Origin of the sequence: Flavobacterium macrobrachii, assembly GCF_014486675.1 — a bacterium.
In the GTDB taxonomy this organism is placed as follows: domain Bacteria; phylum Bacteroidota; class Bacteroidia; order Flavobacteriales; family Flavobacteriaceae; genus Flavobacterium; species Flavobacterium macrobrachii.
Genome location: NZ_JACTAC010000058.1, coordinates 1 through 23,686, shown reverse-complemented (window position 1 = coordinate 23,686; position 23,686 = coordinate 1). Strand labels below are relative to the sequence as shown.

Annotated in this window: 23 protein-coding genes; 10 read left to right on the top strand and 13 right to left on the bottom strand. The window is 33.4% G+C overall.

What is annotated here, in order from left to right:
* Positions 1 to 222: 222 nt before the first annotated feature.
* Complete coding sequence (secDF, locus tag IAI56_RS12115) at positions 223 to 3,198, top strand: protein translocase subunit SecDF (RefSeq protein ID WP_187658123.1); 2,976 nt, start codon at positions 223 to 225, stop codon at positions 3,196 to 3,198.
* A gap of 111 nt (positions 3,199 to 3,309) precedes the next feature.
* Here the strand turns inward: secDF and IAI56_RS12110 are convergent, their stop codons facing one another.
* From IAI56_RS12110 to porX, 4 genes are all read right to left on the bottom strand, one after another.
* The gene (locus IAI56_RS12110; protein WP_187658122.1) at positions 3,310 to 3,684 is read right to left on the bottom strand and encodes a DUF4258 domain-containing protein; all 375 of its coding nucleotides are present in this window, start codon (positions 3,682 to 3,684) and stop codon (positions 3,310 to 3,312) included.
* 64 nt (positions 3,685 to 3,748) lie between these two features.
* On the bottom strand, positions 3,749 to 4,942 hold the full coding sequence (locus IAI56_RS12105; protein ID WP_187658121.1) for an alanine dehydrogenase: 1,194 nt from the start codon (positions 4,940 to 4,942) through the stop codon (positions 3,749 to 3,751).
* A gap of 203 nt (positions 4,943 to 5,145) precedes the next feature.
* Positions 5,146 to 5,553 (bottom strand): tRNA (adenosine(37)-N6)-threonylcarbamoyltransferase complex ATPase subunit type 1 TsaE, encoded by a 408-nt coding sequence (gene tsaE / locus IAI56_RS12100; protein ID WP_187658120.1) that lies wholly within the window; start codon positions 5,551 to 5,553, stop codon positions 5,146 to 5,148.
* Positions 5,554 to 5,648: 95 nt separating this feature from the next.
* Positions 5,649 to 7,202 carry a T9SS response regulator signal transducer PorX gene (gene porX / locus IAI56_RS12095; protein ID WP_187658119.1) on the bottom strand — a complete coding sequence of 518 codons (1,554 nt, stop codon included), beginning with the start codon at positions 7,200 to 7,202 and terminating at the stop codon, positions 5,649 to 5,651.
* Between the two features lie 156 nt (positions 7,203 to 7,358).
* Here porX and IAI56_RS12090 point away from each other — a divergent pair, with 156 nt between their 5' ends.
* From IAI56_RS12090 to IAI56_RS12070, 5 genes are all read left to right on the top strand, one after another.
* A complete protein-coding gene (locus IAI56_RS12090) occupies positions 7,359 to 7,997 on the top strand; it encodes a Crp/Fnr family transcriptional regulator (protein WP_187658118.1) in 639 nt (212 codons plus the stop codon).
* Positions 7,997 to 8,797 carry a sulfite exporter TauE/SafE family protein gene (locus IAI56_RS12085; RefSeq protein WP_187658117.1) on the top strand — a complete coding sequence of 267 codons (801 nt, stop codon included), beginning with the start codon at positions 7,997 to 7,999 and terminating at the stop codon, positions 8,795 to 8,797. The genes IAI56_RS12090 and IAI56_RS12085 overlap by 1 nt, the downstream gene beginning before the upstream one ends.
* Positions 8,798 to 8,874: 77 nt before the next feature.
* Positions 8,875 to 10,284 (top strand): MBL fold metallo-hydrolase, encoded by a 1,410-nt coding sequence (locus IAI56_RS12080; protein WP_187658116.1) that lies wholly within the window; start codon positions 8,875 to 8,877, stop codon positions 10,282 to 10,284.
* Positions 10,285 to 10,382: 98 nt separating this feature from the next.
* Positions 10,383 to 10,580, top strand: a complete 198-nt coding sequence (locus tag IAI56_RS12075; protein ID WP_187658115.1) for a hypothetical protein — start codon at positions 10,383 to 10,385, stop codon at positions 10,578 to 10,580.
* Positions 10,581 to 10,727: 147 nt separating this feature from the next.
* Positions 10,728 to 12,761, top strand: a complete 2,034-nt coding sequence (locus tag IAI56_RS12070) for a M13 family metallopeptidase (RefSeq protein ID WP_239106947.1) — start codon at positions 10,728 to 10,730, stop codon at positions 12,759 to 12,761.
* A 287-nt stretch (positions 12,762 to 13,048) separates the two neighbouring features.
* Here the strand turns inward: IAI56_RS12070 and IAI56_RS12065 are convergent, their stop codons facing one another.
* The 7 genes from IAI56_RS12065 to rsfS all read right to left on the bottom strand — a co-directional run bounded on the left by IAI56_RS12065 (position 13,049) and on the right by rsfS (position 18,610).
* Entirely contained in the window at positions 13,049 to 13,828 is a 780-nt protein-coding gene (locus tag IAI56_RS12065; protein WP_187658113.1) for a superoxide dismutase, read from the bottom strand.
* Between the two features lie 18 nt (positions 13,829 to 13,846).
* Positions 13,847 to 14,122, bottom strand: a complete 276-nt coding sequence (locus IAI56_RS12060; RefSeq protein ID WP_187658112.1) for an acyl-CoA-binding protein — start codon at positions 14,120 to 14,122, stop codon at positions 13,847 to 13,849.
* 5 nt (positions 14,123 to 14,127) lie between these two features.
* Positions 14,128 to 14,784, bottom strand: coding sequence for a phosphatidylserine decarboxylase family protein (locus tag IAI56_RS12055; RefSeq protein ID WP_187658111.1), 657 nt, complete (start codon positions 14,782 to 14,784; stop codon positions 14,128 to 14,130).
* On the bottom strand, positions 14,774 to 15,577 hold the full coding sequence (locus IAI56_RS12050; RefSeq protein ID WP_187658110.1) for a phosphatidate cytidylyltransferase: 804 nt from the start codon (positions 15,575 to 15,577) through the stop codon (positions 14,774 to 14,776). The genes IAI56_RS12055 and IAI56_RS12050 overlap by 11 nt, the downstream gene beginning before the upstream one ends.
* Position 15,578: 1 nt before the next feature.
* Positions 15,579 to 16,184: a lactate utilization protein B/C gene (locus IAI56_RS12045; protein WP_187658109.1), complete on the bottom strand. Its 606-nt coding sequence runs from the start codon at positions 16,182 to 16,184 to the stop codon at positions 15,579 to 15,581.
* Positions 16,185 to 16,294: 110 nt separating this feature from the next.
* Positions 16,295 to 18,220 (bottom strand): ATP-dependent zinc metalloprotease FtsH, encoded by a 1,926-nt coding sequence (gene ftsH, locus IAI56_RS12040; RefSeq protein ID WP_187658108.1) that lies wholly within the window; start codon positions 18,218 to 18,220, stop codon positions 16,295 to 16,297.
* A gap of 18 nt (positions 18,221 to 18,238) precedes the next feature.
* Positions 18,239 to 18,610: a ribosome silencing factor gene (gene rsfS, locus IAI56_RS12035; RefSeq protein ID WP_187658124.1), complete on the bottom strand. Its 372-nt coding sequence runs from the start codon at positions 18,608 to 18,610 to the stop codon at positions 18,239 to 18,241.
* Positions 18,611 to 18,704: 94 nt separating this feature from the next.
* Here rsfS and IAI56_RS12030 point away from each other — a divergent pair, with 94 nt between their 5' ends.
* The 4 genes from IAI56_RS12030 (at position 18,705) to IAI56_RS12015 (ending at position 22,392) form a co-directional block, all read left to right on the top strand.
* Positions 18,705 to 19,436 carry a biotin--[acetyl-CoA-carboxylase] ligase gene (locus tag IAI56_RS12030; RefSeq protein ID WP_187658107.1) on the top strand — a complete coding sequence of 244 codons (732 nt, stop codon included), beginning with the start codon at positions 18,705 to 18,707 and terminating at the stop codon, positions 19,434 to 19,436.
* An 85-nt stretch (positions 19,437 to 19,521) separates the two neighbouring features.
* The gene (locus IAI56_RS12025) at positions 19,522 to 21,003 is read left to right on the top strand and encodes an aminotransferase class V-fold PLP-dependent enzyme (protein ID WP_187658106.1); all 1,482 of its coding nucleotides are present in this window, start codon (positions 19,522 to 19,524) and stop codon (positions 21,001 to 21,003) included.
* A 3-nt stretch (positions 21,004 to 21,006) separates the two neighbouring features.
* Positions 21,007 to 21,648 carry a rhomboid family intramembrane serine protease gene (locus tag IAI56_RS12020; protein ID WP_187658105.1) on the top strand — a complete coding sequence of 214 codons (642 nt, stop codon included), beginning with the start codon at positions 21,007 to 21,009 and terminating at the stop codon, positions 21,646 to 21,648.
* Between the two features lie 48 nt (positions 21,649 to 21,696).
* The gene (locus IAI56_RS12015) at positions 21,697 to 22,392 is read left to right on the top strand and encodes an SIMPL domain-containing protein (RefSeq protein ID WP_187658104.1); all 696 of its coding nucleotides are present in this window, start codon (positions 21,697 to 21,699) and stop codon (positions 22,390 to 22,392) included.
* Positions 22,393 to 22,457: 65 nt separating this feature from the next.
* On the opposite strand, the gene IAI56_RS12010 is transcribed toward IAI56_RS12015, so the two are convergent.
* Positions 22,458 to 23,012 (bottom strand): hypothetical protein, encoded by a 555-nt coding sequence (locus IAI56_RS12010; protein ID WP_187658103.1) that lies wholly within the window; start codon positions 23,010 to 23,012, stop codon positions 22,458 to 22,460.
* 150 nt (positions 23,013 to 23,162) lie between these two features.
* A complete protein-coding gene (locus IAI56_RS12005) occupies positions 23,163 to 23,576 on the bottom strand; it encodes an OsmC family protein (protein ID WP_187658102.1) in 414 nt (137 codons plus the stop codon).
* Positions 23,577 to 23,686 lie beyond the last annotated feature (110 nt).

Genomic DNA, 23,686 nt, shown 5'->3' with positions numbered 1-23,686 from the left:
ATAACTATTTAATTGTAAAGGAGTGTTTGATTTCCTTGATTTTTTTTGATATTAATTAACAAAATATTGGTTAATCACACTTAGAATTATATATTTGCACGTTTCAAAAAAAGGCAACATTTGTAATTTCATTTCTTTGATTTGTAAAGATTTGAATGTCAATGGTTTGTTTCTTTTGAAGCTCAAAACAATAACCAAGAGAATAATTAATTTTTAGTAATAATGCAGAATAAAGGACTAGTTAAATTTTTCGCAATTCTATTTGCATTGGTGAGTATCTACCAACTTTCTTTCACTTTTGTGGCAAACAAAGTAAAAAATGATGCAAAAGCTTTCGCAGGTGGAAATCCTGACAAAGAAATCAAATATCTTGATTCGATTGGGAAAGTAGAAGTATTCAATTTAGGGTTTACCAATTTTACTTATAATGAAGTAAAAGACAAGCAAATCAACAAAGGTCTTGACCTTGAAGGAGGAATTAACGTAATTCTTCAAATTTCGGTTAAAGACGTATTGAAAGGTTTGTCGAACAATTCTAAAAACCCAGCTTTCAATAAAGCTTTAGAAGATGCAACTGCAAATCAAAGAGGAAATCAAAGTTATTTGGATGCTTTCTTTGAAGCATTTGATGCTAATAAAGGAACTACAAAATTAGCTTCTCCCGATATTTTTGCTAACAGAAACTTATCGGATGAAATTAATTTCAACATGTCTGATGATCAAGTAAAAAAGGTTTTGGCAAAAAAAGTTGACGAGTCTGTAGAATCTGCCTTTGGAGTTTTAAGAAGTCGTATCGATAAATTTGGTGTAACACAACCTAATATTGCTAAACTTGGTCAAACCGGTAGAATCTTAATCGAGTTACCAGGTGCAAAAGATGTTGACCGTATTAAAAAATTAGTTTCTAGCAAAGCGGAACTAGAGTTTTGGGAAACTTATAAAGCAGAAGAATTTAGTCAATTTCTTGGTGGTGCAAACGAAGCTTTGAAAGCTACTGTAAAATCAGAAGTTAAAGAAGTGGCAAAACCTCAAGATTCATTAACGAAGTTATTGACAGATAAAGATGCTGATACTGCTGCTATAAAAACAGGAAACAATCCATTATTTGACAAAATTATTGCACAAGGTGGTGGACCAGTTTTAGCCGTTTTTAATGTAAAAGATACAGCTTCAATCAATGGTTATTTTAAAAGACCAGAAGTCCGTGCTTTGATTCCTGCAGACAAAAATAATGTAAAATTTGTTTGGGGAAAACCAGCTTCAATAGTTGATGCTAAAACTAAAAAAACGACTGAAACAGTTGATTTATATGCATTAAAAGGAAACAGAGACGATATTGCTCCAATCAGCGGTGGCGTTATTGTAGACGCACAAGATACTTTTGACCAAATGGGTAAACCAGCTGTGTCAATGCAAATGAATGGTCAAGGTGGAAGAGTTTGGGAAGAATTAACTGGAAGAGCTTTTACTCAAAAAAGTTTTATTGCTATTGCGCTTGACGATGTAGTTTATTCTGCGCCAGGTGTTTCTTCTGGACCAATTGCTGGTGGACGTTCTGAAATTTCAGGAAACTTTACTGTAGCTGAATCTAAAGATTTAGCTAACGTTTTAAGAGCTGGTAAATTACCTGCTGCTGCAGAAATTGTTCAATCAGAAGTTGTTGGTCCATCATTAGGACAAAAAGCTATTGATGCTGGTATGATTTCATCGGTTGCTGGTTTCCTATTAGTATGTTTATGGATGGTGTTCTATTACGGTAGAGCAGGTTGGTATGCAAATGCTGCGTTATTAGTAAACTTACTTTTCTTGTTTGGAATTTTAGCAAGTTTAGGTGCGGTATTGACTTTGCCTGGTATTGCTGGTATCGTGTTAACATTAGGTACTGCAGTTGATGCAAATATTATTATATATGAAAGAGCAAAAGAAGAACTCCGAGAAGGAAAATCTCTATCTGAAGCTGTAGAAGCTGCTTATGGTTGGAAAGGTGCAATGCGTTCTATTATTGATGCTAACGTTACTCACGTATTAACAGGAGCAATTTTATTCATCTTTGGAACTGGTCCAATTCAAGGTTTTGCTACAACATTATTAATTGGTATTTTCACTTCATTATTTACTTCTATCTTTATTGCTAGAATATTTATCGATAGAGATATTGCTGCTAATAGAAGTTTAATGTTTGCAACTCCAACAACCAAAAACTGGTTTACAAACTTCAACTTTGATTTTATTGGTTTCAAAAAATGGTCATACATGATTTCAGCAGTTGTTGTAATTGTAAGTTGTGTCTCATTCTTTGTTAACGGATTAGATGAAGGTGTTGATTTTGTTGGAGGAAGAACTTTCCAAGTAAAATTTGAAAAACCAGTTGACGCAACTCAAGTTTCAGAAGAATTGTCTGCAGCTTTTGGTGTAGCGGTTGAAGCAAAAGTATTTGGTGATAAAGATCAATTAAAGGTTACTACTAAATACAAAATTAAAGAAGAAGGTGTTAATGTTGATGAAGAGGTTAATAAATTGCTTTATAATACTTTGAAAAAATATTTTTCTAGTGATTTAAGCTATGAGAATTTTGTAAATACGTATGATGGAAAAACCACAGGTATTTTACAATCGTCAAAAGTTGGAGCAGCTATTTCTGCGGATATCAAGACCAATTCATTTTGGGCAGTTCTTGGAGCAATGGCAGTTGTAGGTTTATACCTTGTATTCTCGTTCCGTAAATGGCAATATGCTTTAGGAGCAACAGCAGCTATTTTACATGACGTTATTTTTGTATTAGGGATTTATTCATTGTTATACAAATACATGCCATTCCACATGGAAATGGATCAACACTTTATTGCGGCAATTTTAACAGTTATTGGTTACTCGATGAACGATACCGTAATTGTATTTGACCGTGTTCGTGAATTCCTTGCAGGTAACTTAAAAGGAAGTTTCAAAGATGTAGTTAATGCTTCGGTAAATACTACACTTTCTAGAACAATCAATACATCTTTAACGATGATATTAGTATTGTTAATAATGTTTATCTTTGGTGGAGAGTCAATTAGAGGATTTATCTTTGCTATGTTGATTGGTATCTTTGTTGGTACTTATTCATCATTGTTTATTGCAACGCCAATCTTGGTAGACTCGGTAAGCAAGAAAGATATCGAAGAAATCGAAAAAAGACATCATGCTAACGAAGCATAGTTTTAAAAAAATATATTAAAACAAAAAAGGTTGTCATATTTGGCAACCTTTTTTTTATGTATGATAATGAAAATTAATCTTATATCTGTTCTTGAAAATAATGTGAATAAATTATTCTTTAATAATGTTTCTTAATACTGCTTTCTTTTCGTAGTTGATAACTTCTAAAGTTATAGCTTCATTTTTCTTATTCTTTCCATAAATGATGTACAACTTTCCGCCATCAGTTTTGATATTACTTTTGTCAAAATCTACATCGCCATGAGTTAGCGTGTTTTTAACATCGGTTGAGTCAACCCAATCTTCCGAAAGTCGCCTTGAAGCTTCAATGTCATAATGAAATGGTTTGTTTCTTAAATCATTTAAAACTCGAGCATTTGGAAAATAATTACATCGAGTATCTTTTCCGCTCCAAACCAAGGCAACAAAAAACATCCCAATTGTAAAACCTACTAAATAATAGGCAAAACGATATCTTAATCTCATAAAATTATTTTTTTTGCAAAAGTAAACCGAAAAACGGAAACAGTAAGTTAAAAGAAAAGAATTATTAGAAGACAATCAAATTAATATCGTTGTCAGGTAAATTAAACCAATCGCCAATAGCTTTGTTGGTCAAAATCCCATGATAAAGATAAACGCCATTTTTTAAACCTTTGTTGCAACGAATAGCACTTTCCAATCCGCCATCTTCGGCAATTTGCAACAAATAAGGCGTAATGATGTTGCTTATAGAAAGTGAAGCGGTTTTTGAATATCTTGATGGAATATTTGGTACACAATAATGAATAATATTGTTTTTGATAAACGTTGGCGATTCATGAGTAGTCACTTCCGAAGTTTCAAAACAACCACCAGTATCGATACTAACGTCAACAATTACTGCACCTTTTTTCATGTGTTCTACCATAGTTTCGGTAACCACAACTGGACAACGTTCTTTGCCTCGCATTGCGCCAATGGCAACATCACATCTTCGCAACGCTTTCAATAACGATTTTGGTTGGATAGTTGAAGTAAAAATTCGTTGGTTTAAGTTATTTTGTAGTCGTCTTAATTTGGTAATTGAATTGTCAAAAACTTTAACGTGCGCGCCAAGTCCTAAAGCAGTTTTGGCAGCAAATTCGCCAACAGTTCCAGCACCAAGAATAACAACATCGGTTGGTGGAACGCCAGTAATATTTCCGAGTAGCAAACCCTTTCCAAATTCGTTATTAATCATCAACTCAGCTGCAATTAGAACCGAAGCTGTTCCTGCAATTTCGCTTAACGATTTTACCGCAGGATATGAACCATCTTCATCTTTGATGTATTCAAATGCCAAAGCAGTAACTTTTTTCTTGGATAATAATTCGAAGTATTCTTTTTTCCGAGTTTTTAATTGAATAGCCGAAATTATAATGGCATTATTAGCAACCATTTCAATTTCTGCAATGGTTAATGGTTCAACTTTTAGAATGATTGGGCAACTAAAAACTTTTTTGGTATCGTTAGTAATTGCTGCACCAGCATCGCTATATTCTTTGTCGGTATAGCTAGAACTTAATCCTGCACCAGCTTCAATCATTACTTTATGACCATGAGAAACCAAAGAATTTACAGCATCTGGCGTCAAGCAAATTCTTCTTTCTTGATAGGAAGTTTCTTTTGGAATTCCTATAAATAGCTCACTTTTATGACGATAGATTTCTAGTTTTTCTTCCTGTGGAAGCAATTGTTCTTTGGTAAAAGGTGTTTTTGCCATTGTAGTTGTAATCAATTATGGCACAAATTACGAAAAAAACAATATCAAATTCAAAATTCAAAAATCAAATTCAAAAATCAACTGCAAATTATGAAATAACACTATGACTTTGCGAATTTTGTGCTTTCTAGGTGTTCTTTACGGTTAAAAAAATCAAATTCATCTCGTCCCAAAAGACGAGACAAAAATCAATGACAATTTTGTTATTGAAAAATCAAGTATCGATTGCCGTTATCGGATATTTTTATGGTGATTTCAGAATAATCATCAGGTAATAAATTCGGAATTTTTTCTGACCATTCAATAAAACACCAATTTCCAGAATATAAATATTCGTCAATGCCAAAATCCAAAGCTTCGCTTTCACTTTTTAAACGATACACATCAAAATGGTACAATAATTCGCCATTAGCTGTTTTATATTCGTTTACTAAAGAAAAAGTTGGACTACTCGTTGCATCGGTAACACCAAGTTCTTTTGCCAAAGCTTTGATAAAAGTAGTTTTTCCCGCGCCCATTTGTCCGTGAAAAAGAATGACTTTTTGTGGATTTTTAGCAATTATTTTTTGCGCAACTTGTTGTATTTCGTCTAATGAAAATATTATTTCCATGTTTTGAGGAATTAGTAAATAGTGAAGAGTAAATAGTGAAAACTAAAAGTAAATACTTTTTTTAGCTAATCATTATTTATTTTTCACTCTTTACTTTATTTAGGATTAAAAACTAAAAACGGTACTATCATTTCTTCCAATGAAATTCCGCCGTGTTGATATGTATTTCGATAGTAACTTACATAATGATTGTAGTTGTTGACATAAGCCAAAAACAAATCATTTTTTGCAAAAATATAAGAACTACTCATGTTTATTGCAGGTAAACCAATTTTTTTTGGATCTTTTACTGCATAAACATCTTTGTCTTCATAGGTTAAACTTCGTCCAGTTTTGTATCGTAAATTTAAACTTGTGTTTTTATCACCAATCACTTTTGATGGGTTTTTGACGTTAATTGTTCCGTGATCGGTTGTAATAATTAACTTAAAACCCAATTTTTGCGCTTGTTGAATGATTTCCAAAAGCGGTGAGTTTTTAAACCAACTTAAAGTCAAAGAACGATACGCTTTATCATCGGAAGCTAATTCTTTCACGACATCCATTTCGGTTTTAGCATGGGAAAGCATATCAACGAAGTTGTAAACTACCGTAACTAAATTAGTGTCTTTTAAACCTTTGAAATTTTCTGCTAGCTTTTTTCCGCTGGATAAATTGGTAATTTTAAAATAATCTTGCTTGATGTTTAATCCTAAACGTTTTAAATGTGCGCTTAAAAATTCGGCTTCAAAAAGATTTTTTCCACCTTCTTCAACATCATTTTTCCAATATTGAGGAAACTGTTTTTCCATTTCCAAAGGCGTTAATCCAGAGAAAATAGAGTTTCTAGCATATTGAGTTGCAGTTGGCAAACTAGCAAAATAAGGAATTTCTTTTTCAAGTTTATAATGATTTGCAACCACACTTTCCATAGCTTTCCATTGGTCATAACGAAGATTGTCAATGACAACAAAAAGTACGGGTTTATCTTTTTTTACCAATTCAGGAACAACCAATTCTCTAAATAGTGTATGCGATTGAATTGGTTTGTCTAATTTTGGTTCGAACCAATCTTCGTAGTTTTTTTCAATAAATTTCCCAAATTGAAAATTAGCTTCCACTTTCTGACTTTCAAGAATTTCAAACATACTTTGATCGTTGATGTTTTCGAGTTCCAATTCCCAAAAAAGTAGTTTTTTATACAATTCAACCCAATCATTAAAATCGCGAACCATCGCCATATCCATAGCAATTTTTCGGAATTCTTTTTGATAATCCAATGTAGTTTTCTCTGAAACCAATCTCGAATGGTCTAAGTTTTTCTTTAAACTCAACAAAATTTGGTTCGGATTTACAGGTTTGATAAGATAATCGGCAATTTTAGAACCGATGGCTTCTTCCATGATATATTCTTCCTCACTTTTGGTAATCATAATTACTGGCGTGGAAGATTTTTTCTCTTTCATTTCAGATAAAGTTTCCAAACCACTCATTCCAGGCATGTTTTCGTCAAGAAAAACGATGTCAAAATTGTTTTCGGCAAAAATATCAATAGAATCACGACCGTTGTTGCAAGTAGTAACTTCGTAGTTTTTTTTCTCCAAAAAAAGAATGTGCGGTTTTAACAAATCAATTTCATCATCAACCCAAAGTATCTTTATCTTATCCATAGTTTCTATTATCTGTTTAGCGTGCAATTTACTACAATATAAACGTTGCTAATATTAAAATTATTATAAAAAGTTGAAAATATATTTTCTTTTTAAGCAATCGATAATCATTCTTTGTTCTTTTTTATTGAAATTTACATTTCAAAATTTTTTTAAATGAAAGAACTACTTCAACAAACCTACGGACATATTTTTGAAGAAAAATTAATTGATGATATCGTCAGAGTTTCATTGCTCAAAGATTTTAAAGAAGACGATGTTTTGATTGATTTTGGTGATAATATTAAAAAAATGCCTTTGCTGATTTCAGGTGCCATAAAAATTTTGAGAGAAGATTTTGATGAAGGCGAATTGTTGTTGTATTTTATTGAAAAAGGCGATACTTGTGCTATGACAATGGCGTGTTGTCTTGGAAATGTTAAAAGTGAAATTCGAGCTGTAGCCGAAACCAACGGACAAGTGATTATGATTCCGGTGGAAAATATGGAAGAATGGCTTGGAAAATACAAGTCGTGGCGAAATTATGTTTTCAATAGTTATAACAACCGATTGAAGGAAATGCTTTCGGCTATTGATAATTTGGCATTTATGAATATGGATGAACGATTGCTGAATTATCTTGTTGAAAAAGCCAAAATCAATAATACTAGAGAAATCAATGCAACGCATCAGGAAATTGCTTATGATTTACACACTTCGCGAGTAGTAATTTCTCGATTGCTGAAAGCGGCTGAAAACGAAGGAAAAATTAAACTTCACCGTGCAACGATTGAATTGATAAATACAAAATACTAATGGAAATCAGTCAAATTATTGGATATATTTTAGCTGTTTTTGTTGGAATAACATTAGGTTTAATAGGAAGTGGCGGTTCTATTTTGTCCGTTCCGATATTGGTTTATGTAATTAAAATCGAACCTATTTTGGCAACTGCTTATTCGTTGTTTGTAGTTGGAACATCCGCTTTGTTTGGTGGAATTCAAAAAGCAAAAGAAAAATTAGTTGATTTTAAAAAGGTAGTTTTATTTGGTGTTCCAACGGTTTTAGCGGTTTTTATAACCCGAAAATTTATCATTCCTAATATTCCCGAAATCATTTTTTCGACTTCTTTTTTTACGCTGAAAAAATCGGTTTTAATTATGGTAGTTTTTGCTATTGTAATGATGTTCGCATCCATAAGAATGATAAAACCTGTAAAAGAAAAAATTACTACAGATGATGATAAATTAAACTATCTTGGAATATTTCTTCAAGGACTTTTTATTGGATTAGTTGCCGGATTTGTTGGTGCTGGCGGCGGATTTTTAATTATTCCGGCATTGCTTTTTATGGCAAAAACACCAATGAAAATCGCAGTTGGAACGTCGCTTTTTATCGTAGCCATTCAATCGTTATTAGGTTTTTTAGGCGATATTGGAACACAAAAATTAGATTGGAAATTGATTTTAATATTTACAGCTTGCTCAATGATTGGCGTTTTAATTGGAGGATTTCTTGCTAAAAAAGTTTCTGGCGAAAAACTCAAAACATCTTTTGGTTGGTTTGTTCTCTTTACGGGAATTTATATTATCTCCAAAGAATTATTTTTTTCCTAAAAAAATATTAAATGTAACATTTATCACATTTTGACAATTCAAATTGCGTTAACTTTGTTTTATAAACTAAGATAATTATGAAAATTGAACAAATATATACCGGTTGTTTAGCGCAAGGTGCTTACTATATTGAAAGCAATGGAGAAGTTACAATCATCGATCCGCTTCGAGAAGTGCAACAATATGTAGATAAAGCAACGGCTAACAACAGCAAAATTAAATACATTTTTGAAACTCATTTTCATGCTGATTTTGTTTCAGGACATGTGACTTTGGCAGAAAAAACAGGCGCAACAATTATTTATGGTCCAAATGCTAATCCGTCATTTGAAGCATATATTGCAAAAGATGGCGAAGTTTTTCAATTGGGAGAAATTACCATCACTTGTCTTCACACACCTGGACATACCATGGAAAGTTCTTGCTATTTGTTAAAAGATAAAGACGGAAAAGATTACGCCTTGTTTAGTGGCGATACTTTATTTCTAGGTGATGTTGGTCGTCCAGATTTGGCTCAAAAAGCAGCCGACATGACACAAGAACAATTGGCAGGAATTCTGTTTGATAGTTTGCGTTCTAAAGTGATGACACTTGCAGATGATGTTATCGTTTATCCAGCGCATGGTGCAGGAAGTGCTTGTGGAAAAAATCTAAGCAAAGAAACCGTTGGAAGTATTGGTGACCAAAAAGCAACCAATTATGCATTACGAGCTGATATGACACGAGAAGAATTCATAAAAGAAGTTACTGATGGATTATTGCCACCGCCAGCTTATTTTCCGATGAATGTGAAGTTGAATAAAGAAGGATATCAAAATGTAGAAGATATTATTTCGGAAGCAAAAGCATTTGATGCCAAAACTTTTGAAGCAGTTGCTAATGAAACCGATGCTTTGATTTTGGATGTTCGTCATCAGGATGATTTTTCAAAAGGACATATCCCGAAATCCATTTTTATTGGTATTGACGGACAATTTGCGCCTTGGGTTGGTGCTTTGATTTTAGATTATAAACAACCTATTCTTTTAGTAACTCCCGAAGGTCGCGAAGAAGAAACTATTACTCGTTTATCGCGAGTTGGTTATGACAATACGTTAGGTTTTCTAGCTGGTGGATTTGACGCTTGGAAAAATTATGGTTTGGAATACGATACTTTAAATAGCGTAACGGCATCAGAATTGGAAGAAAAATTAGTTAATGAAGCTTTAGTTTTTGATGTTAGAAAGCCAGGAGAATTTGAAGCTGAACACATTGAAAATGTACCTTCAACGCCTTTGGATTTTTTAAATGAGCATTTAGCGGAATTTCCAAAAGAAGATGATTTTTACATTCATTGCGCTGGCGGTTATCGTTCTGTAATAGCGGCATCAATTTTGAAATCGAGAGGTTATCACAATGTAATTGATGTAAAAGGCGGATATGCAGCGATTAAAAATACCGGAATTAAAAGAACCAATTTTGTTTGTCCATCAACATTGAAATCATAAATTAAGCAGAAATTAATGTTAAAAATTGATAGACATTCAAAATAAAATGTAAATTTGGATTACTAAAAAACTGATTATTAATATTAAAAATTATAAAGATGAAAAAAATCGTTTCTATGTTTGCTATTGCAGCATTCTTGTTTTCAGTAAATGCTAATGCAACTGAGCCTACAAAAGATAAAAAGAAAAAAGAAAAAACAGAAAAAGCAACTACTACAGAAGATAAAAAAGAATGCAGCAAAGAAAAAAAAGCAGGTTGTTGCGCTTCTAAAAAAGCTGAAGAGAAAAAAGCATAATTGCATTACCTCTAAAATTATAAACGTCTCGAAATTTTCGGGACGTTTTTTTTGTATAAAATGTAGTTGTAAAAGTAACATTATCATTATTTTTACTACTAATTTTCAAAAAGTAATTTAACTAACCAATCATCAATCAAAATGAAAATGACTAAAACACTGGTTTTCGGATTTATCTCTGCGTTAACCATTTTAAGTTGCAATCAAAAAGAAACGGATTTTGCTGATCCGTTAATCACCAATCGTGATACTACAGTTAATCCATCAGACGACTTTTTTATGTATGCCAATGGCGGATGGTTCAAGCGAAACCCAATTCCGGCAAGCGAGAGAAGTAATGGAATTTTCAGAACTATCGGCGATACTATCAATTCTCAAATTAAACAAATTTGTGAAAAATCGGCAGCAATGACTGATGCCAAAAATGGTAGTAACGAACAAAAAATCGGAGACTTTTACGCTTCGGGTATGGATACATTATCTATTGAAAAATTAGGTTTGTCACCACTGAAATCGGATATTCAGAAAATTAAAAATATTTCAGATATTTCATCTTTATTAAGCACGATTGCCTATTTGCATACCATTGGTGGAAATCCTGCTTTTTCTGCTTATGTAGGTCAAGACGATAAAAATAGCGATAAGTATGCTGTTTTTCTTAGTCAAGGCGGATTAGGAATGGGAAATCGTGATTATTATTTTAATACTGATAATGAAACAGTTCACATCCGAAACGAATATGTAAAACATTTGGAAGCTATTGCTAAACTAACAGGTTATTCTGAAGATGTTGCAAAAGCAAAAGCGCAAACTATTATGAAAATGGAAACGGAGTTGGCTAAAAACTCCAGAAAATTGGAAGCACTTCGTGATCCGATTAAGAATTACAACAAAATGAGTATTTCAGAATTCAATAAAATAACGCTAAATATCGATTGGAAAGTTGTAACAACAGGCGTTGGATTGAAAAATGTTGACACTGTTATTGTTGGGCAACCTGAGTTTTACGTAGCTTTAAATAAAATGATAAAAAGTTATTCTTTGGAAGATTGGAAAACCTATTTAGAATGGGATTTAGTAGATTCGTATGCTTCTTATTTGAATAAGTCTATCGAAAAACAAAATTTTTACTTTTTCTCAACGGTAATGAGTGGCGTAAAAGAACAAAAACCACGCTGGAAAAGAATTGTGGAACAAACCGATGGTGCTTTGGGTGAATTAATCGGACAGATTTATGTAAAAGAGTATTTGCCAAAAGGTTCCAAAGAAAAACTGCTTGAAATTGGTAACAATATCAGTGCTGTTTATGCCGAAAGAATTAAAAATCTCGATTGGATGAGCGAAGCTACGAAGAAAAAAGCACTGAATAAGCTGAGTAAAATCGTTATGAAAGTAGGTTATCCTGATAAATGGAAAGATATGAGTAATGTGCAAATCAATCGTGATACCTATTTAGCAAATGTTATGGCAACAAATAAATGGGCAATAAACGATATGATTTCTAAATATGGAAAACCAGTTGATAGAACCGAATGGGGAATGTATCCGCAAACATACAATGCTTATTACAACCCAAGTAACAACGAAATTTGTGTTCCGGCATGTAATATTTTGGTTCCGGGATTTGAAGGAAGAATGCCAGATGATGCTGTTTTGTATGGAATTATTGGTGGTTCAACATTTGGACACGAAATTACACACGGATTTGATGATCAAGGAAGTCAATATGATGAAAAAGGAAATTTGAACAATTGGTGGACTGCAGAAGATTTGAAAAAGTTCCAAGCAAAAACCAAACTTATCGTGGAACAATACAGTAAATATGAAGCATTACCGGGTAAATTTGTCAATGGCGATGCTACTCAAGGAGAAAATATTGCCGATTTAGGCGGTGTTGTTATGGGATTTGAAGCGTTCAAAAAAACACCTCAGTATAAAAACAAAGAAAAAATCAGTGGTTTAACTCCAGAGCAACGTTTCTTTTTGGGTTATGCTTATGCTTGGATGGTTAATATCAAACCAGAGTCATTGGCTAATCAATTATTGACAGATGTTCATGCGCCAGCAAAATATAGAATTAATGGAGTAGTGGAAAATATGCCAGAATTCCATAAAGCTTTCAATATAAAACCTGGAAGCAAAATGCGAAGAAAAGACAGTGAATTGGTTTCTATTTGGTAGAAAATAAAATTCCAAAAAAATCTCAAAATTAAAATCCCAAATTCCAATTAGATATTTTTGGAATTTGGGATTTTATTCAATAAGCCACATTAAAAAACAAATAATTGAGAGTATTACTAAGCCAATAACCCAAATCCAATTTTTTACGGAACTTATTTTTATGTTTTCAGAAGAATAATTTTTATCTTCTAAATCTTTTCTATTTATTATTCTTAGCTTGTTGAATAAAATGCTAGCAAACAAAAATAAAATAGAAAGTATTAAATATTGAGACACTGTTGTAAATTTTACTTCTTCTGCGCTATCGCTTCTTCATAGCGTTCACCAACTTTTTTCCAATTGATGATATTAAAAAAGTTCTCAATATATTTTTTGCGTTTGTATTGATAATCCAAATAATAGGCATGTTCCCAAACGTCTAAACACAAAATTGGCGTTCCAGCTACAGTTTGTTTCGGCATTAAAGGATTGTCTTGATTTGGAGTACTAGTTACTTGTAATTTTCCAGTTTTATCAACAATTAACCAAGCCCAACCTGAACCAAATTGTTTCTCAGCAGCTTCGATAAATTGAGTTTTAAAAATATCAAATCCGCCCAAATCTTTTGTTATTGATGCTGCCAAAGTATCTTTGGGTTGACCGCCAGCTTTTGGTGCCATACTTTCAAAAAACATGCTATGATTATAAAATCCCCCAGCATTATTGCGTAAATTGGCATTGTTTAAATCTAGTTTTTTTAGAATATCTTCAATGGCTAAATCGGTTAATGTAGCATCTGCAGCAACCAATCGGTTTAGGTTATTGGTATAAGTTAAATAATGTTTGGAATAATGCATTTCCATTGTTAAGGTAGAAATGTCTGGCGATAACTCATTATATTGATAAGGTAATTTTACCAAACTAAATTGACCATTATCAGCAGAAACATCATCTGGATGACCAATCGTAATTTTTTCTTCGGCTGATGGAAGCGGAACTTCTACAACTTCGGTTAGTTTTTTTCTTTTACATGACGGAAGTGTGCAACAAAGCGAAATTGTCATTGCAATTAGGAACATTTTTTTCATGATGAAAGAATTTTAAAATTAAGGTTTTTTGTTAGCTAATGATAAAATGGCTTCAATATATAATTCTTTAGCTTCGTCAATAGATAAATGACTAATTTGCATCCAAGCATTGGTTTTGAAAGCATTTCTTAAATCAAAATTGGAAGTATTATTGGTTTCAATTGTTCCAAATGTAGCTTGTTTGTAATAAGCATACAAGCGTAATTGAACATCTTGTGGCAATGACGCTTGAGTCATTTTTGAAGCTATTTCAACTGCTTCTTGAAATCGAGTATCTAAATCTTTTTCAGACATATTACTTACTCTTTTATTGCAATAATGGTTTTTCCACCAACGGCTTTTTCGTTCAACTTTACATTAACTTTTGTGCCAAGCGGTAAATATAAATCTACTCTTGAACCAAATTTGATAAAACCAGCATCTTCACCTTGAATAACTTGTATTCCTTCTTGGGCATAGTTTACAATTCGTTTAGCCAAAGCACCAGCAATTTGTCGGTAAAGAATTTCACCGAAAGTGTTATTTTCAATTACAACAGTTGTTCTTTCGTTTTCGGTACTTGCTTTTGGATGCCAAGCTACCAAGTATTTACCTGGATGATATTTACTAAAATTAATTTTTCCACTCATCGCATAACGAGTTACGTGTACATTGATTGGCGACATAAAAATAGACACTTGAAGACGTTTGTCTTTAAAATATTCGGCTTCAAAGACTTCTTCAATTACAACTACTTTTCCGTCAACTGGAGCAATAATTTGGTTTTCGTTTAGCGCAACGGTTCTTTTTGGGTTTCTAAAAAACTGTAAAATCATTACAAAAAAGAAAAGAACAACTAGCATTAATGTCATTCGTAACCAAGGAATAGATGCCGTAATTTCGTCAATTAAAATAATAGCGGCAACGAAACTAACTAGTGAAATGAAAATGATTTTATAACCTTCTTTATGAAACATAATAAATAATTTGGTAAAACAAAAATACAATTGGTGCTACAAATATAACACTATCTAATCTATCTAAAACACCTCCGTGTCCTGGCATTATAGTTCCGCTGTCTTTTACATTGGCAATTCGCTTGAATTTAGATTCCACTAAATCGCCCAATGTTCCAAAGACAGAGGCCAAAATAGCGATGAAAACCCAATGAAAATAAGATTGAAGCATTAAAAAATGAGCCAAAATAATTCCGGCAAAAATGGAGAAAATAAACCCACCAACAAATCCTTCGATAGTTTTTTTAGGAGAAACTTTTTCAAAAAGCTTATGTTTTCCATAAGTTTTTCCTACTAGAAACGCAAAAGTATCATTTACCCAAATCAGAATAAAAATACTTAAAATGATGTTTGGGTTGTAATTATTTTCTACAAATGGAATTTTAGTAATAAGAACAAATGGTAAAACAATATAACCAATTAGATAGACATATTTTGAAAGTGAATCTAGAGGTTTGTTTTTTTTGTCAAATAAAAATACAATCGCTTTTACACTTACGAGTAAAGTTGCCAATAAAATTAGAATATCGTTCGTTTTTATTGTGTTTGATAAATTGCAAAGAATAAAAAGTCCAGCTGAAATTGCTATTGGAACAATATTTTTTAGGTGTACTAATTTGCAAAATTCTGTTACTGCAATCAGTAATAAAATACCAAAAAATAAAAGAAAACTATTTGAAGAATAAAACGTAGCCGAAATCAGCAATACAATATATACTGCTCCAGAAATAGCTCTTGTGAGAGTGGAATTCATCTTACAAATCTTCTAAAAGCAATAAGTATAGATTTTTTGGGCTGCTTCCATATTGCAGGAAATCTTCTTCTTTTGCTTTTTCGAAATATTTAATGGTAGTAATATTGGTTGGATATTCTTTGTCGTATTTTTTCTTGATAACTCGAAGACCATCGCTTTTGCTTTCAAGAATTTGACTTGTCGTTGCTAGAATAATGATATTATTAGGCAAGTCGTTTGGCTTGTGTTGCTTTATTTGATTAGAAGAGAAAAGTACTGAACCTTCGTCTGCAATTAGGTTTTCGCAACTAGCAAATAAGAATTTTGGTTCTGTTGGATTGGTGTATGAAAGTTTGTTTTCGTCAAGCATTGAATACAATTTGCTCTCAAAACATAAAGCTTCACACTCAAACCAATCGTTTTCTTCTAAAATATTTAAAAATTGTTCTTTAACCTCATTTAGGTTTTCGCAATAGATAAATTTACCGCCGTTTTTCTTAAAAGTGTAAGTGAATTTTTCATCCACAGGGAGCAATGAAAAACTAGAAGGAGCATTGTTAAACTCGCTTTTACTCTCATCATCAGAGTTGTCATTGCTATTGCCAAATATTTTTCTAAATAGACTCATTGGTGTTTTTTGTATTCTAGGCTATTCTTAGGAATCCATCAAAGATAAAAAAATCTTAATTCAAAAGCATTTTTTGAATTAAGATTTTAATAAAATGTTAAATTTTTTATTTACTGTTCTGAAACAATTTCTTCTTCGTCTTTTTCAAAAGGTCTTTTTCCAAAAATGGTTTCTAAATCGTCTTTAAAAATAACTTCTTTTTCTATCAGAATATCAGCAAGTTGTATTAATTTGTCTTTGTTTTCTTCTAATATTTTAATGGCACGTTGGTATTCGTTTTCTATTAAACCATTTATTTCTTTATCGATTACCTGAGCCGTTTCTTCAGAATATGGTTTTGAAAAATTATACTCACTTTGCCCTGATGAGTCATAATAAGTGATATTTCCAAGTTTTTCGTTTAATCCATAGATAGTGACCATGGCGCGAGCTTGTTTTGTTACTTTTTCTAAATCACTCAAAGCACCCGTTGAAATTTTGTCAAAAACTACTTTTTCAGCAGCTCTTCCGCCCATTGTTGCGCACATTTCGTCTTTCATTTGCTCTGGTCGAACAATTAAACGTTCTTCTGGTAAATACCAAGCAGCGCCAAGACTTTGACCTCTTGGAACAATAGTAACTTTTACTAATGGTGCAGCATGTTCAAGCATCCAACTTACTGTTGCATGACCAGCTTCGTGAACAGCAATAGCACGTTTTTCGGCAGGTGTGACAATTTTATTTTTCTTTTCTAATCCACCAACAATTCTGTCAACAGCGTCTAAAAAATCTTGTTTATCAACCGCAGTTTTGTTATTTCTTGCCGCAATTAATGCCGCTTCGTTACAAACATTGGCAATATCGGCACCAGAAAAACCTGGGGTTTGTTTTGCTAAAAAGTCAATGTCCAAACCATCTACTTTTTTCAACGGTTTTAAATGAACTTCAAATATTTCTTTTCGCTCTCTAATGTCTGGTAAATCCACATAAATTTGACGGTCAAAACGTCCAGCACGCATTAAAGCTTTGTCTAAAACATCGGCTCTATTGGTTGCAGCTAATACAATTACGTGAGTATTTGTTCCAAAACCATCCATTTCGGTTAGTAGTTGGTTCAAGGTATTCTCACGCTCGTCATTGGAACCCGAAAAATTGTTTTTTCCTCTAGCACGACCAACAGCATCAATTTCGTCAATGAAAATAATTGCTGGAGATTTGTCTTTGGCTTGTTTGAATAAATCACGAACACGTGAAGCTCCAACACCAACAAACATTTCCACAAAATCAGAACCCGATAACGAGAAGAAAGGAACTTTTGCCTCGCCTGCAACAGCTTTTGCTAACAATGTTTTTCCTGTTCCCGGAGGACCAACAAGAAGCGCACCTTTTGGAATTTTTCCTCCAAGAGTTGTGTATTTATCCGGATTTCTAAGGAATTCTACAATTTCTTGTACTTCTTCTTTTGCGCCTTCTAAACCAGCAACATCTTTGAAAGTAATTTTAACATCTGTTTTTTCGTCAAAAAGTTTTGCTTTCGATTTTCCAATGTTAAAAATTTGACCTCCGCCACCGCCAGCTCCACCGCCAGACATTCTTCGCATGATGAATATCCAAAGACCAACGATAATAATGATAGGTAACAAACTAAAGAAAATTTCTTCCCAGTTACTTCGTTGACTAAAGTTATAATCAACTAGTTTTTTCTCTTTTTTGGCTTCTTCTAATCTTTTTTCAAAATTTTGAGTATCGCCAATATCAAAACTATAATGCGGACCTTTATTTTCTCGGTTTAAAATATCTTTTGAAATATTTTTGTGTGCTTTATCTTTTAAAGCAGCTGCAGTAAGATAAACTTCGGCTTCTGTTTTATTAAAAATAATAACTTTTTCAACTTGACCTTTTTCTAGATATTCGTTGAATTTAGAGGTAGTCAATTTGCCTACTTCTTGAAAACTTGAACCGCCAAAAACATTCAGCAGTATAAAAATCAGGATTAAAATTCCATAAATCCACATTGGACTTATTTTGAAATTACTTGGTTTCTTTTCGCTAGCCATTTTTTTGCTTTCGTTTTTTTAATAATTGGTTTGAATAGATGTTATTTTGGCATCACCCCAAAGTCCTTCGATGTTGTAAAACTCACGAATTTGTTTTTGAAAAACATGAACAACTATGTTCACATAATCCATTAAAACCCATTCGCCGTTATCCGTTCCTTCAACATGCCAAGGTTTATCTTTTAATTCTTTTGAAACTAATTTTTGGATGGAGTTAACTATTGCGTTAACCTGTGTATTTGAATTTCCGTTGCAGATGATAAAATAATCACAAACTGCTGTATCTATTTCTCTTAAGTCTAAGATTTCAATATCGTTTCCTTTAACTTCTTCTATTCCTTTGATGATGTTTGCAAGTAAAACATCGGTTTGAGCTTCTTTCTTCGCCATGTATAAAATTTCTATGATTTGCAAAGGTATTATATTTTGTACTTATTTTTGCCTAACCAAGTACTAAAATTATACTAATTTATACCTTATTACCTTGCAAATAATCAAACTCAGTGCCATAGATTCTACAAACGACTATTTGAAGCAATTATCAAGAGAAAAAAAGCTCGATAATTTTACCATTGTTGTTGCTAATGAGCAAACAAAAGGACGCGGACAAATGGGTTCGAAATGGGTTAGTGAAGTTGGTAAAAACTTGACTTTTAGTGTTTTGGTAAAAAATGTTATGATTTCCAATGAAAAACTATTCGATTGGAATATTGTAGTGGCATTAGCAGTTTTAGAAGTTTTAGAAAGGCATGAAATTCAAAAGGTTTCCATCAAATGGCCAAACGACATTATGGCAGATTCTAAGAAAGTTGGTGGCATATTGATTGAAAATGTTTTAAAAAACGGCGAAAGCTTCGACTCGGTTGTTGGAATTGGGTTAAATCTAAATCAAACTAATTTTGAAGATTTACCAAAAGCGACTTCGTTAAAAAGTTTGACCAACAAAAACTATGATATTTTTGAAACTGCAGAAGAAATAGTCAAAAAAATTGAAGAAAAATACCAACAGTTAGATAAATCAATGACAGTTTTTTGGAACAAATACCACGAAAAACTATTTAAAATAGACAAACCTTTAGCTTTTGAAGACAGTAAAAACAATCGCTTTATGGGAATCATTCAAGGCGTAACACATGACGGAAAACTGCAAGTGATGCTCGAAGACGATTCAATTACTTTTTTTAACATCAAAGAAATTCAAATGCTATATAAATGAGTCGTTTGTTTTGAAAGTTTTAATATCAATTACGAAAACGATTTAATCCAAAAAAATGTATCTTTGAGCACTATATTTTTTTACTATGTTAGCTACTGCAAACGATACAACACTAGAACTTTACTTTGAGCAATTCAGGAAAAATATCATCGGAATTAATCAAGAATTTCAATCGCCTTTTGGAAACCAAAAAATAATCTACACCGATTGGACAGCCAGCGGAAGATTATACCGTCCAATTGAGGAAAAAATGATGAACGTTTTTGGACCATTTGTTGCCAATACACATACCGAAACTACCATTTCTGGAACCGCAATGACAATGGCGTACCACGAAGCGAGAAAAATTATCAAACGACATGTAAATGCCAACGATGATGATGTTCTAATTACCGATGGAACCGGAATGACAGGAGTTGTAAACAAACTGCAACGAATTCTAGGTTTACGCATTGCCGAAAATCTAAAAGAGTTTACCACTATCCCAAAAGAATTGCGACCGATTGTTCTAATTTCTCACATGGAACATCATTCTAATCAAACGTCATGGCTAGAAACTATTGCCGATGTTGAAGTAATTCCGTGTGACGAAGAAGGATTATTTTGTTTAGAGAAATTCAAAACTACGTTAGAAAAATACAAAGACAGAAGTTTTAAAATTGCTTCCATCACTTCGTGCTCCAATGTAACTGGAATTCAAACGCCATATCACGAAGTGGCAAAAATTATGCACGAGAACAACGGTGTTTGCTTTGTTGACTTTGCCTGTTCTGGACCATATGTTGCTATTGATATGCATCCGGATGATGAACGATATTTGGACGCTATTTTCTTTTCGCCACACAAATTTCTTGGCGGACCAGGAACAACAGGCGTTTTACTTTTTAATAAAAATTTATACAAAAATAATGTTCCCGATTGTCCAGGTGGCGGAACCGTGAGTTGGACCAATCCTTGGGGCGAACACAAATACATCGACAATATTGAAGATAGAGAAGATGGTGGAACGCCAGGTTTTCTTCAAGTGATAAAAACCGCTTTGGCAATTCAATTGAAAGAAGAAATGGGCGTGGAAAATATTCAAAACCGCGAACACGAAATTGTTGACTATGTTTTCTCCCGATTGGAAAACATCCCGAATATCAAGATTTTAGCCAATCAACACAAAGATAGGTTAGGAGTAATCTCTTTTTACATTGATGATTTGCATTATAATCTAGGCGTGAAGATTTTGAACGACCGTTTTGGTATTCAAACGCGTGGCGGATGCAGTTGTGCTGGAACCTACGGACATTTTCTTTTGCATGTAGACCAAGAAACATCTCATGATTTAGTGTGTCAAATTACTTCGGGCGATTTAATAAAAAAACCGGGATGGATTAGAATGTCCATTCACCCAACGACTACTAATCAAGAGATTGAATACGTTTGTAATAACATTATTGCTTTAGCAGAAAATCATAAAGAATGGGCTTCGGAGTATAATTATGATGGTAAAACCAATAATTTCCATCATAAAAACGATGCCTTACCCGAAAAAGAAATGGTTAAATCTTGGTTCAAATAATTTATGGAAAACAATATTATGCTTGCTGTAATCGTTGCCAATGTACTGGTTAGTATCAAAGGTTTTAATGATGAAATGTTCTTCAGGAAATATCAGTTTCACGTTGGTAGTATTCGTTCTGGTGAACAGATTAGAATGTTAACTTCAGGTTTTCTCCATGCTGATTTGCCTCACTTGGCGTTCAACATGATTACACTTTATTTCTTTGCGCCAATTGTAATTCAAACATTAGGCAGTTTTTCATTTATACTCATCTATCTTGGAAGTTTAGTTTTTGGAAGTTTGTTGACTATGGTTTTCCATGGAAATGACTATAGTTATCGAGCCGTTGGTGCTTCTGGAGCTGTAACAGGAGTTTTATATTCTGCTATTTTGATGTATCCTGATATGACTATTGGTATATTTGGAATTATTCCGATGCCAGCCTATATTTTTGGAATTCTATACCTTCTATATTCTATATACGGAATGAAATCCAGAACCGATAATATTGGACATACCGCTCATTTTGGTGGTGCTATTGGTGGTTATGTTATTACTTTGTTAAAAATGCCTTCGCTGCTACAAGATAATTTGTTGATGGTTATTCTATTAGCCGTTCCTATTATCATTTTGTTTGTAATGGCTAAAGCAGGAAAACTATAATTGGCACAACTTTTGAAATCTTCTTTACAAACCAATAAATAACATATCATGAAAAAGGTAGTATTAATTTTAGCAGTAGTATTTTCGACTATGACACAAGCGCAAGAGCATAAACCTCAAGTTCCTCAAATTTCAGTAACGGGAGAAGGAAAAATTAAAGTTGTTCCCGATAGAGCAATCATTTCAGTTGGGGTTTTGAATACCGGTAAAGATTCTAAAGAAGTAAAAACCCTTAACGACGAAACTGTAGATAAAGTAATTAAGTTTTTAAAGAAAAGTGGCATTGCGGCTACCGATTATAAAACCGATAACGTAAGTCTTTATAAAAACTACGACTACGAAAAGAAGAAATACAACTTCCAAGCGAGCCAAAACATCAGTATTACATTGAAAGATTTATCAAAATACGATGAAATCATGATGGGATTAAACGATGTTGGGGTAAATTCAATTCAAGGCGTAGAGTTCAAATCCTCAAAAATGGAAGAACACGAAAGAGAAGCACGCAAAAAAGCCATGTTGAATGCCAAACAAAAAGCGGAAGACTATGTTTCCGTTTTAGGACAAAAAGTAGGCAAAGCACTTTTGATTACGGATAGTTCTCAAATCTATTTTCCACAGCCGATGTATAAAGGTGCTATGATGGGAATGGCTGCCGATGCTGAGAGTGCTCCAAGACAAACATTAGCCATTGGCGAAATTGAAATCAATGCTACTGTAAATGTTAGTTTTGTATTAGACTAACAAAGGCTATACACTAAAATAAAAAAGTCTCCTTTTCGGGAGACTTTTTTTATGCGTACACTTTATTATTTTGGTAATGGTGAACCTACTGGCGTTCCACATACGTGACCTGGTTGACCATGTGGTGGGTTCATGCCGGGTGCTGTAGCGGTTGCCGCACCTTCTGGGTTTAATAGAGCAGGCGTTGCGCTTGCTGGTGCAGCTGGTGTACCGGTTTGATTAGGCGTTAGCGTAATCTTTTGTGCCTCTCCGCTACCGGCTTTTGGTGCTGCCGGATTAGGTTTTGAGTTCAACGGAGCTCCTACCGCAATATCGCATCGGTGACCTGGTTGACCATGTGGCGGATTCATCCCTGGTTTTGTTACCACCTGTGCTGTTTTTTGCTGTTGCATTTGCATTTGTTGTTGCATCTGCATTTGTTGCATCTGTTCTGGTGTTATGGTTTGTTGCACCTGTTGAGGTTGCTGTGCCGTGTTCATTCCGCTAGGGATAGGGGCAACTCTTGGAATAATAATTTGCTTGTTAGGATCGATAGTAGGAACTACTTCTTCTTCCTTTTTGCAAGAAACTAGTGCTAAACTGGCCAATACTATTGTGCCATATAAGGAGTTCATTTTCATGTGTACAAATTTTATAGAAGTCAAATATAAATAAAAAATACTTTTTACCGTTTCTTTTTATTCATTTAACATCTATAGGCTATTGTTAATTATTGAAGCGCAAGTAGCTTTTAGAGTTAAAAACCTTGTGGCGCTGCAGGCTAGTACTTTTTAGTTTTGTAGCGTATAGCTAACGCTTACGGTGGCATTCAACACTTTTGATACTGGACAGTTCAACTCAGCATCTTTCACTAGCTCGGCAAATTGTTCTTCAGTAACATTGGGTACCGTTGCGGTTAGTTCAAGGTTGGACTGGGTGATGCTACCTTCTTCTAATACTACAACACAATTGGTTTTTAGCTCCTCTGCGGTGAACCCTGCTGCTTGAAGGTTAAACGCTAGCTTCATCGAGAAACAACCTGCGTGTGCCGCAGCTATCAACTCCTCTGGATTAGTGCCTATACCTTCTTCAAATCTTGAACCGAAGGAGTATTGCGTTTGATTTAAAATAGTGCTTTGGGTAGTTAAATGACCTTTGCCTTCTTTACCTGTACCGTTCCATACGGCGGTTGCTTTTCTTTTCATAGTTGAACTGTTATTTTATATTTTTTTAAAGGTACAAAAACTAGCGTAGGGTAGTGATAAGAAATTGTTAAACCTAGAGTTGGAAGAGGGAAATACACCCAATCAACAAC

Coding starts and splice junctions, on each gene's coding strand:
- secDF (WP_187658123.1), top strand. CDS start 223: ATGCAGAATAAAGGACTAGTTAAATTTTTCGCAATTCTATTTGCATTG.
- IAI56_RS12110 (WP_187658122.1), bottom strand. CDS start 3,684: ATGAGATTAAGATATCGTTTTGCCTATTATTTAGTAGGTTTTACAATT.
- IAI56_RS12105 (WP_187658121.1), bottom strand. CDS start 4,942: ATGGCAAAAACACCTTTTACCAAAGAACAATTGCTTCCACAGGAAGAA.
- tsaE (WP_187658120.1), bottom strand. CDS start 5,553: ATGGAAATAATATTTTCATTAGACGAAATACAACAAGTTGCGCAAAAA.
- porX (WP_187658119.1), bottom strand. CDS start 7,202: ATGGATAAGATAAAGATACTTTGGGTTGATGATGAAATTGATTTGTTA.
- IAI56_RS12090 (WP_187658118.1), top strand. CDS start 7,359: ATGAAAGAACTACTTCAACAAACCTACGGACATATTTTTGAAGAAAAA.
- IAI56_RS12085 (WP_187658117.1), top strand. CDS start 7,997: ATGGAAATCAGTCAAATTATTGGATATATTTTAGCTGTTTTTGTTGGA.
- IAI56_RS12080 (WP_187658116.1), top strand. CDS start 8,875: ATGAAAATTGAACAAATATATACCGGTTGTTTAGCGCAAGGTGCTTAC.
- IAI56_RS12075 (WP_187658115.1), top strand. CDS start 10,383: ATGAAAAAAATCGTTTCTATGTTTGCTATTGCAGCATTCTTGTTTTCA.
- IAI56_RS12070 (WP_239106947.1), top strand. CDS start 10,728: ATGACTAAAACACTGGTTTTCGGATTTATCTCTGCGTTAACCATTTTA.
- IAI56_RS12065 (WP_187658113.1), bottom strand. CDS start 13,828: ATGAAAAAAATGTTCCTAATTGCAATGACAATTTCGCTTTGTTGCACA.
- IAI56_RS12060 (WP_187658112.1), bottom strand. CDS start 14,122: ATGTCTGAAAAAGATTTAGATACTCGATTTCAAGAAGCAGTTGAAATA.
- IAI56_RS12055 (WP_187658111.1), bottom strand. CDS start 14,784: ATGTTTCATAAAGAAGGTTATAAAATCATTTTCATTTCACTAGTTAGT.
- IAI56_RS12050 (WP_187658110.1), bottom strand. CDS start 15,577: ATGAATTCCACTCTCACAAGAGCTATTTCTGGAGCAGTATATATTGTA.
- IAI56_RS12045 (WP_187658109.1), bottom strand. CDS start 16,184: ATGAGTCTATTTAGAAAAATATTTGGCAATAGCAATGACAACTCTGAT.
- ftsH (WP_187658108.1), bottom strand. CDS start 18,220: ATGGCTAGCGAAAAGAAACCAAGTAATTTCAAAATAAGTCCAATGTGG.
- rsfS (WP_187658124.1), bottom strand. CDS start 18,610: ATGGCGAAGAAAGAAGCTCAAACCGATGTTTTACTTGCAAACATCATC.
- IAI56_RS12025 (WP_187658106.1), top strand. CDS start 19,522: ATGTTAGCTACTGCAAACGATACAACACTAGAACTTTACTTTGAGCAA.
- IAI56_RS12020 (WP_187658105.1), top strand. CDS start 21,007: ATGGAAAACAATATTATGCTTGCTGTAATCGTTGCCAATGTACTGGTT.
- IAI56_RS12015 (WP_187658104.1), top strand. CDS start 21,697: ATGAAAAAGGTAGTATTAATTTTAGCAGTAGTATTTTCGACTATGACA.
- IAI56_RS12010 (WP_187658103.1), bottom strand. CDS start 23,012: ATGAAAATGAACTCCTTATATGGCACAATAGTATTGGCCAGTTTAGCA.
- IAI56_RS12005 (WP_187658102.1), bottom strand. CDS start 23,576: ATGAAAAGAAAAGCAACCGCCGTATGGAACGGTACAGGTAAAGAAGGC.